The sequence below is a fragment of the Muribaculum sp. genome, from assembly GCF_029051885.1.
Lineage (GTDB): Bacteria > Bacteroidota > Bacteroidia > Bacteroidales > Muribaculaceae > Muribaculum.
The window spans coordinates 1-9,626 of the sequence record NZ_JAIDKI010000051.1; the positions used below are offsets into that span (position 1 = coordinate 1).

Below are 9,626 nucleotides of genomic sequence, written 5' to 3' on the forward strand. Positions count from 1 at the left end.
CCTTTGCTCTACCAACTGAGCTATGGCACCTTGCATTGGGGCTTTTGCCGTTTTGCGTTGCAAAGTTAAGAAGTCTTTTTTAATTGTGCAAGTCTTTGGAGATATTTTTTAAAATATTTTTTATTTGGGTCTGTATCTTTCCACAATTTCGCTATCTTTGCATTACTACAAAATGCTCTATATCAGAGATACATACCGGGCTATCTGAATTGACATAATATTCTGACTGTCTGATGAATCCACAACATGAATCCATCTAATGAATTCATTCCACAGATTCACACGACAAGTCCCACATTATATAGATATAGGCGCATCTTGTAGACAAATTTTCAACCATTCGCGACAATGAAACGACAACTCACTATAATCTCACTCGCCGCCGCACTCACGTTATCCGCCGAAATCAATTCGCCATTCGCCGACGGATGTCTGCAACGCGGCATCGTTCTCCTACGCAACGATTTCACCCAGGGAGCAATCGATCAACTCGACATTGCCAAACACACCTCCCCTACCCCGGCACAGACGGAAGCAATTGCCTGGGGAAAAGCAATTGCTACCCTTCGCGAAGGAAACATTGACAGCGCTCGCTCCCTCCTACAAAAATATATCGAATCCTATCCGGCCACTGCCCAGACACTGAAAGCGCGCATCGCTCTGGCCGACTGCGATTTCTATCAAGGCAACTACCGCGAGGCTCTCACCGCCTACAATGCCATCTCTCCGTCGGCGCCCGACCTCGCCCTCGCCGACGACCTTATCTACCGCACCGCTTATTGCGACATGATGCTTGGCAACACCTCAAAAGCCCTCGCCGGATTTGCCGGTCTGACATCCTCCCCGGCCTACGCCAACGCATCCCGCTTCTATCAAGGCTACATATATTACACCAAGGGGGAATACTCCGAGGCCCGACACCTGTTTGAGACCGTCGACCAATACTCCTCGCCAGGCGACCAGGCTCCCTACTTCCTCACACAGATAGCATACCACGAAGGCAACTACGACCAGGCCCTTGCCATGGCCCGACGTGCCATTTCCGACAATCCCAATTCGCCATACACTCCCGAAATGCTCCGCATAGCAGGAGAATCGTCATACCAGACAGGCGACACACCGGAAGCCATCGGCTATCTCCAGCGCTACCTCGACACTACATCAATCGACAGCGCCGAACCATCGGCCCTCTACATCCTCGGCATCAACGCCTACCAACAGGGCGCACTCGACCGAGCCATAAAACTCCTCACCCCTGTCACCAATCAACCCGACGCCATCGGACAGTCGGCCTATCTATACATCGGACAGGCATCACTCCAGCAGGGCAACATGGACGCTGCCCTCATGGCGCTCGAAAAAGCCTATCGCCTCGACTACGACCCATCCGTACGCGAGACTGCATTCTACAACTATGCCGTAACGCGCATGGAAGGCGGACGCACACCCTTCGGCAGCTCTGTAGCATTGATGGAAGACTTCCTGCGCACATACCCCGACTCACGCTTCGCCCCACAAGTACAGGAATATCTCGTAACCGGCTACATCACCGACAACAACTACGACCAGGCTCTCGCATCAATAAACGCCATACACCGGCCTACGCCAGCCATCATAGCCGCAAAACAGCGTGTGCTATACATACTCGGTTCACGCGACCTTGCCAACAACCGTACCGCCCAGGCGCTCGAACGATTCCGAGAATCCAAATCACTCGCTCCGCAAGCCGACAAAAACATGGGCGCAGAGACCGAACTGTGGATTGGCGACTGCCTCTATCGACTCGGTCGCTATCCCGAGGCAGCCACCGCATTCTCAACATATCTGCGCACCGCGCCTAAATCATCGCCCAACCGCACAATCGCCCTATACGACCTCGCATACACTCGGTTTGCCCAACGCCGCTACAGCGACGCCCTCGCCGACTTCAAGAAAGTAGTTGAAGCATCGGGACAATCAGCAGCCGAGCCTCGCATAACCGCCGACGCATACTGCCGCATAGCCGACTGCCACTACTACTCGTCAGATTTTAATGCAGCCGCAGCCAACTACGACCGCGCCCTCTCTGCCAATCCCGCCACAGGCGACTATCCCCTATTCCAGAAAGCCGTAATGCGTGGCTTATCAGGTGCTCATATCGAAAAAATCGACATGCTCGACCAGATGATGCACACCTATCCCACCTCCGGACTAATGGCATCGGCCCTGCTCGAAAAGGCCGAAAGCCTGCTTGCGCTCAACCGCTCCGACGAAGCCCTCAACGTCTACTCCCGGCTTGTAGCCAAATATCCGGGCACATCACAGGGACGCAACGGATACCTGCAGATGGCTATCACACAGATGTCGCTCGGACACACCTCCGACGCAATAGCCACATATAAAAAGGTAATATCCTCCTATCCAACCTCCGACGAAGCCCGCGTAGCATCCGACGACCTCAAGCGCATTCTCGCCGACGAAGGACGTCTCGACCAATATACCGCATTCATCGCAAGCGTGCCCGACGCACCGCGCCTCGACACGACCGAAATCGATCAGCTCACATTCCAGTCGGCCGAAAAATCATATCTCGCGTCAGGGGCTACCGACCGACTGAAAGACTATGTAGAGCGCTTCCCAACAGGACAGCATGCACCACAGGCGCTCAACTACCTCGCCACAGCCTCGCTCGAGAGCGGCAACCATACCGACGCTCTCAACTATGCCACCACGCTCGTGACACGTTTCCCCCACTCCGAAGCCGCCGAAGAGGGCCTTGCCATAAAAGGTGACATCGAACTCGAATCGGGCGACGCCGAAAAAGCCCTGGCTACATTCCGCTCACTCGAATCAAGCGCTTCCGGAGCACGCAACATACAGGCTGCACGCCTTGGCATCATGCGCGTGTCGCGCGACCTCGGCCATCATGCCGATGTAATAGCCTCAGCCGACGCGCTGCTGTCATCATCAGCACTGTCCACCGACCGCCGCACAGAAGTGCTATACTCCAGAGCATATGCGCTCGCCCAACAGGGCAACACTTCACAGGCCGCCGCCGAATGGGAAAAACTCGCCGCTGACACCGACGACCTCTATGGAGCAATGGCCGCCTTCCATCTCGCCCAGCAGCAATTCGACAAAGGCAACCTAAAACAAGCCCGCCGCACAGTCGATGCCCTCATCGACTCCAACACACCCCACCAGTACTGGCTTGCCCGTGGCTACATACTCCTGAGCGACATATCACGCAGCCAAGGCAACACATTCGAGGCCGACGAATACCTCAAGAGTCTGAAAGAAAACTATCCCGGCACCGAAGCCGACATATTCCGGATGATTGAAACACGCCTCAAGAAATAAGAGCCTCCACATAAGCCACAACACCTTATGACACCCCCAATCTACTCCCCAGCCGACAATCGCTACTCCGACGGCAACATGAAATATCGCCGGAGCGGACAATCAGGCATACTATTGCCTGAAATATCGCTCGGACTATGGCACAACTTCAGTGCCTGCGACCCGCTGAGCCGCTCCCGCGAAATCCTGCGCTATGCATTCGACCATGGCATCACCCACTTCGACCTCGCCAACAACTACGGGCCCCCATACGGATCTGCCGAACAGACATTCGGCGAAATATTCCGCACCGACTTCCGCCCCTACCGCGACGAGATGTTCATATCCACCAAAGCCGGCTACGACATGTGGCCCGGCCCATATGGCAACTGGGGGTCACGCAAATACCTCATGGCCTCGCTCGACCAAAGCCTGCGCCGCATGCACCTCGACTATGTCGACATATTCTACATCCACCGCTTTGACCCCGAGACTCCGATTGAAGAAACCCTTCAGGCACTTGTTGATATAGTCCGCTCAGGCAAAGCCCTTTACGTAGGCATATCCCGATGGCCTCTCGACGCGACAAAACTTGCCTTCGAGTATCTCGACCGACGCGACACCCATTGTCTTCTGTTCCAGGACCGTCTGAATATGCTCGACCGCGCGCCGGTCTACTCCGGCATCCTTGAAGAAGTCCATCAGGCAGGCGTCGGATTCATCGCATTCTCTCCACTCGCACAAGGATTGCTCACAAACCGCTATCTCCACGGTGTGCCATCCGACTCACGAGCCGCACAGGGACGATTCCTGAAAGCCGACACAATCACACCCGAAATTATACGCCGCACACGCGAACTCAATGATATAGCCCAATCCCGCCAACAGTCGCTTGCCCAGATGGCAATATCATGGGTACTCTCCGACAAGCGTGTCACATCGGTAATCGCCGGATGCAGTTCCGTCAATCAGCTCGCCGACACAATCAGCGCGTTGAAGAATACCGAGTTCACTCCGGAAGAGCTCGCCCTCATCGACAACGCAATAGGCTGATTAGCCCACAGCGCGTTACATACGTATACAAAAAAAATCGTGAAAATTTCACGATTCTCTATGGAGTTGTATCATTAATTGCCAATCCACTACCGGATTACGGATGCAATTACTGATACATCTCCTTGTTTTTTACTGTAATGATTCCGATTAAGCATATCTCAGCGACCAAAAGTCAACTATAATTGCCATTCCGTCGGAAATCATTGTAGATGTGCGAGTAAGAGAGATTCCGGTCTGTACATTCTATTTGTACATCTCGGCAGCGTTCTCAAAATACCAATGGAACACTTTCTTAAATATATTCAACATAACACTTATTTTTAGTGTTAGACTACTTGCATCGGCGGCTATGATTCTGCCGCCCGTCATTGCCTCCACCTCTGTGGAGATTCAGAGAAATGCCCTTAGTTACGTTCCTGAGTCATCGGGGTGCAGTCTCCCGTTACACGGAAGTAGCTGTGGGCACCAAGATGACGAGTATAAGCACTTACCTCTTCTTTAAAAAATTTGATCATCTTGTTCATACCATTAAAATTTTTAAATTTATGAAGCAGTTTTTAATCCGCTTCGACCTAAAACAATTTACTTGCCGGCTCTCCGGCTTTTCACTAATATATACGTTTAACTACGGTGCAAAGTTAGATGAAATATCCGAAAACCTGCAATAAAACTATGTTTTTTAACATAAAAAATTTTACATTCCGCTGATTTACTGATAAATAAATATGAGCGACTTTAGTGTTAAAAATCGCTCATATCTGTAAATTTCCGTATATTTATTCCGTATATCACTCCCAGTCGTCCGTTCGGAACGGCAAAAGAGGAAGTCCGGCCACATTATACACCGACACATCCGGCACATTGCGGTAACAGTAGCGCACAGCCACCGGTTCCTTCACCACCTCCGAGCTTACAGCAAGGCGACAGCTCTTCTCCTCAATCTCGGCAAAAGCCGGATAAAACTTTCGGTCGGCACCGGCGATTTCAAATCCCGAAAGCGAAGTCCACATCGGACAAAGACCATTGGGTGCATACTTCACATTTATGTATACCTTGCCATCCTTCACCTCCATCGACTCATACTGCGGAGAGTGGGAGCCAAATCCGGTCATACCATATGTATCAGTCAGTGCCATCCATGCCAGACGCTCCGCAGGTGTAAACTTATCTGCCGGATGGATAAAATTATAATTTCCCACATCGAGTGTCGATGCGATGCCGCTGTTGGGTATGATACTCAAAGCATCCGATTGAGCCTCGCGCAAACGTGCTGCCGAAATTCCATCGTTGCCCTCATAGCGGAACGGAGCTATCTCAACGAAATAAAACGGCATGCCGTCACCGCCGCCCCAGCGAGTGCGCCAGTCCCTGACCATAGCTGCCATCAGATTAGCGTAATTATCGGCATTATGACGGTTGCTCTCCCCTTGATACCATAGAAAGCCCCTTACAGGAAAATCGGTAAAAGGCGCCACCTTTGCGTTATACAGCAGACACGGATCATTCCATGGATTCTCTTTTGCACCATTCTCCAGATGCTCGTAGCTGTATCCCGAAAACTCATCCATCGACTCTCTCGACATCCACGGCTCAATACGTGAGCCTCCGAGAGTCGACACCACAAGCCCGACAGGCACATCAAGCACCTCATTGATATATTTCCCGAACAGATATGCCACAGCACTCGTATTAGCTACATTATCAGGCGTATTCTCCCACCACTCTCCGGCTACATCCGACTGAGGTGTCTTGGCTGAAGAGCGCACCCAACGCCCATTGTGACTGTCGGGAGTAAACACACGTATCTGTGTCGATGGTTTGGATCTGGCTATGACATCGTTGGTTCCCCTCAAAGGCTGTCGGTCAAATCCCCTCATCGGCATTTCCATATTAGACTGTCCGGAGCAGAACCACACCTCCCCCACCAGCACATTCCTGATTACAACAGGCTCTCCTTCGCCATCCGACACATTGATTTCATATGGCCCACCGGCTGCCGGAGTCGACACGGTCACACACCATAGCGAATCGCTCCCCGCCTTGGCGACTGCCTTCGATGCATTCCAGGAAGTCTTGACCTCAACCTTGCATCCCGGCTTTGCCTTACCCCTCAGCTTTACATCAGTCTGCTGCTGAAGCACCATACCATCCGACAATACATGAGGAAGCACGACACGTGCCTCAGCCATAGATGCCGACCCAAAAATGCCTGCAAACGCCATAAGCATACCGCAGACTGCTGTTTTTACATTCTCTTCTATGATTTTCATTGCTAATAATTGTTTCGATAGTCTACCGGATTACAAATATAGCGACTTCCCGAAGAAAACACCACACAATTACGCAAAAAACCAATCATATCTCTGCATTGTTTAGAATTAAGCATAATAGTAATAGTATAGCCACATCTATCGATATGAAAATAGCAAATAACCGCCATACCACATCTTCATCCTCATTGAAAGGACTCTCGGCAATGGGACTCCTCATTGCCGTCGGAATAGTATTCGGTGACATAGGCACCTCACCGCTCTACGTTATGAAAGCCATTACCGGAGTAAATCCGAGCTTCGACGCCGACTACATCATAGGTGCCGTGTCGTGTGTGATATGGGTACTGACTCTCCAGACCACCCTTAAATATGTAATCATAGCCCTAAGGGCCGACAACAACGGCGAGGGCGGCATCCTCGCACTCTTCTCTCTTATCAAAAACCTGCCGAAAAAGAGGCTATACCTAATAGGTGCAATCGGAGCGGCAGCGTTAATCGCCGACGGAGTAATCACTCCGGCCATTACTGTCACATCGGCCATCGAGGGACTCTCCATCATAACTCCCAAAGTACCGGTCACACCAATTGTCGTGCTCATCATCATAGGCATATTTATCTTGCAGCAGAATGGCACAGGGAAAATCGGCCGCATGTTCGGCCCGTTCATGCTTGCATGGTTCCTCATGCTCGGGGTGCTCGGGGCATGCAATATCCATTACGCCCCCCACATCTTAAGCGCATTCAATCCCTGGTATGCCATAAAACTGCTGTCGACATATCCCGAATGGTTTCTCATACTCGGAGCTGTATTTCTATGTACCACAGGAGCTGAGGCTCTGTACTCCGATCTCGGCCACTGCGGCCGCTGGAACATATCCATCAGCTGGATATTCGTAAAGATATCGCTGATTGTAAACTACCTCGGCCAAGGAGCATGGCTAATCGGCACAGGAGGGATAGACGGTGTCAATCCCTTCTACGGCATAATGCCCGCATGGTTCATGCCTGTGGGGGTAGCCATGTCGGCAGGAGCCGCCATTATCGCCAGCCAGGCTCTGCTAAGCGGGTCATTTACTATATTCTCCGAAGCGATAAACCTCGACTTCTGGCCGAAACTCAGAATTAAATATCCCTCAAACGAAAAAGGGCAATTATATATCCCGGCGATAAACTGGATTTTGCTTGCAGGATGTATGGTTACAGTATTTCTGTTCCGCGACTCAAGTCATATGGAAGCTGCCTACGGACTTGCTATCACTATAACCATGCTCATGACTACCATATTGCTCGCCATATACCTGCGCCACAAAGGCCACGCAACGTGGATATGTATATCTTTTCTGGTATTTTTCGGAGTTCTGGAATCCATTTTCTTCGCCGCCAACGCCGCCAAATTCACCCATGGAGGATGGTTTACCCTACTCATCGCCGGCATGGTAGCGCTTGTGATGATAATCTGGTACAACTCTACGCGCATACGCGACTCCCACATCGAGTTCAGTAGTGTCGACAGCAAGCTCGCGCTTATCCGCGACCTTAAAAACGACAACGAGGTGCCGCGCTATGCCTCCAATATAGTATATTTCAGCCGTTCAGCCAATCCCCGCAAACTTGAGAACAAGTTACTGTACTCCATCGTAAGCCGTCAGCCTAAACGCGCCGACCACTACTGGATAATACATATCGAGCGAAGCGACGACCCGTGGCGCCTCGACTATAAAGTCGACGAACTGATTGAGGATACAATGTTTTTCGTCACCATCACGATGGGATTTCGTGTAGAGCCAAAAATCAGCCTCTATCTCAGACAGGTTGTCGAAGACCTCGTAAAGGAGGGTAAAGTCGACATAACGTCATCCTACCCATCGTTGCGCCGCCATGGCGTGGCAGGCGACTTCCGGTTTGTGGTAATCAACCGACTGTTTTCAGCCGAAAGTTCCTGCACGCGGAAGGATGCCATGCTTCTGCGCATGCACGACAGGCTACGCCATATCGGCATCAGCGATTTAAAGGCCATGGGACTTGACACATCCGGCGTGGTGATGGAATCGGTTCCTCTGATAATATCCACATCCCACCGCCGCCGCATCCGACGGTCAGACCAATCTGCGGAAGCGTAAAAGACGTCAGCACAAACTCTAAGACCCCGTTCACCAATATTTGTTAACGCTTGACCGCCCCAGCGTTAACAAATATTGGGGAACAGGGTCTAAAGCAGATACCCCTTGTCGCGCAGCAGTTCCCTGAACCGTGGCAGATTGTCCGACTCGACAAGCACACGGAATCCCTGCGCACATATGGCAATATCACGCATCTCAGGCGACATAGCCAGGTATCGCTGCAATTCCTTGTCATCGCGGTCGATTACAAACACTTCATAATCTGTATCATCGACAGCGACAGCACTTGCCTGCCGACGTATGCGGTTGAAAAATTCAGTCCAGTTGTCGGGGGGCTCCGGACACACGAAATTAAGTATCAGACTTATCGTGCGCTCTATATCTCTGCCACTCTTGCAATTGCGCAAGAAAGTCTCGGCCGTCACAGCATACCGGTTGGCCGACACCGGACGCGCAAACCTGTCGAGGATACCGCGCATTGCAGTATCCTGATTGGCCAAAGTGATAAGAAGATAACGGTCATCAAGTATAAAATCATTGACCGACTTTATCTCTACTTTATGCTCATATCTGTCAGTGATTCCGAAGATAAAACGCCCAAGCTCGGTGATACGCCAATACATCAGGCCGCCGAACGGACTGCAGCTCACGGTATCGCGCTCGACAAATGCCGCCTCAACCGCACCTACAGCGGCAAGCATAAACACGACGCCCTGTATCATAGGCACTATCAGATATTCAAATTTCTCATCCAGAGCTATATGATGTTCCACACCACACTTCACCCCGGATTTTACATACATGCAACTGCGGTCAAAGCTATAGTTATCCACAATCAGATTGTCGCCATAGCCACCGT

The 9,626-nt window shown here is 51.3% G+C and carries 5 protein-coding genes; 3 read left to right on the top strand and 2 right to left on the bottom strand.

Annotation, left to right across the window (positions count from 1 at the left end; translation table 11 throughout):
* The first annotated feature begins 348 nt into the window (after window positions 1–348).
* The gene (locus K2I50_RS02260) at window positions 349–3,339 is read left to right on the top strand and encodes a tetratricopeptide repeat protein (protein ID WP_301024628.1); all 2,991 of its coding nucleotides are present in this window, start codon (window positions 349–351) and stop codon (window positions 3,337–3,339) included.
* A 27-nt stretch (window positions 3,340–3,366) separates the two neighbouring features.
* Window positions 3,367–4,371, top strand: a complete 1,005-nt coding sequence (locus K2I50_RS02265; protein ID WP_301024629.1) for an aldo/keto reductase — start codon at window positions 3,367–3,369, stop codon at window positions 4,369–4,371.
* Between the two features lie 791 nt (window positions 4,372–5,162).
* On the opposite strand, the gene K2I50_RS02270 is transcribed toward K2I50_RS02265, so the two are convergent.
* Window positions 5,163–6,602, bottom strand: a complete 1,440-nt coding sequence (locus K2I50_RS02270; protein WP_301024632.1) for a sialate O-acetylesterase — start codon at window positions 6,600–6,602, stop codon at window positions 5,163–5,165.
* 188 nt (window positions 6,603–6,790) lie between these two features.
* On the opposite strand from K2I50_RS02270, the gene K2I50_RS02275 reads away from it, so the two are divergent.
* Window positions 6,791–8,767 carry a KUP/HAK/KT family potassium transporter gene (locus K2I50_RS02275; protein WP_301024630.1) on the top strand — a complete coding sequence of 659 codons (1,977 nt, stop codon included), beginning with the start codon at window positions 6,791–6,793 and terminating at the stop codon, window positions 8,765–8,767.
* An 89-nt stretch (window positions 8,768–8,856) separates the two neighbouring features.
* On the opposite strand, the gene K2I50_RS02280 is transcribed toward K2I50_RS02275, so the two are convergent.
* On the bottom strand, window positions 8,857–9,626 hold a 770-nt coding region (locus K2I50_RS02280), incomplete at its 5' end, for a hypothetical protein (protein ID WP_301024631.1).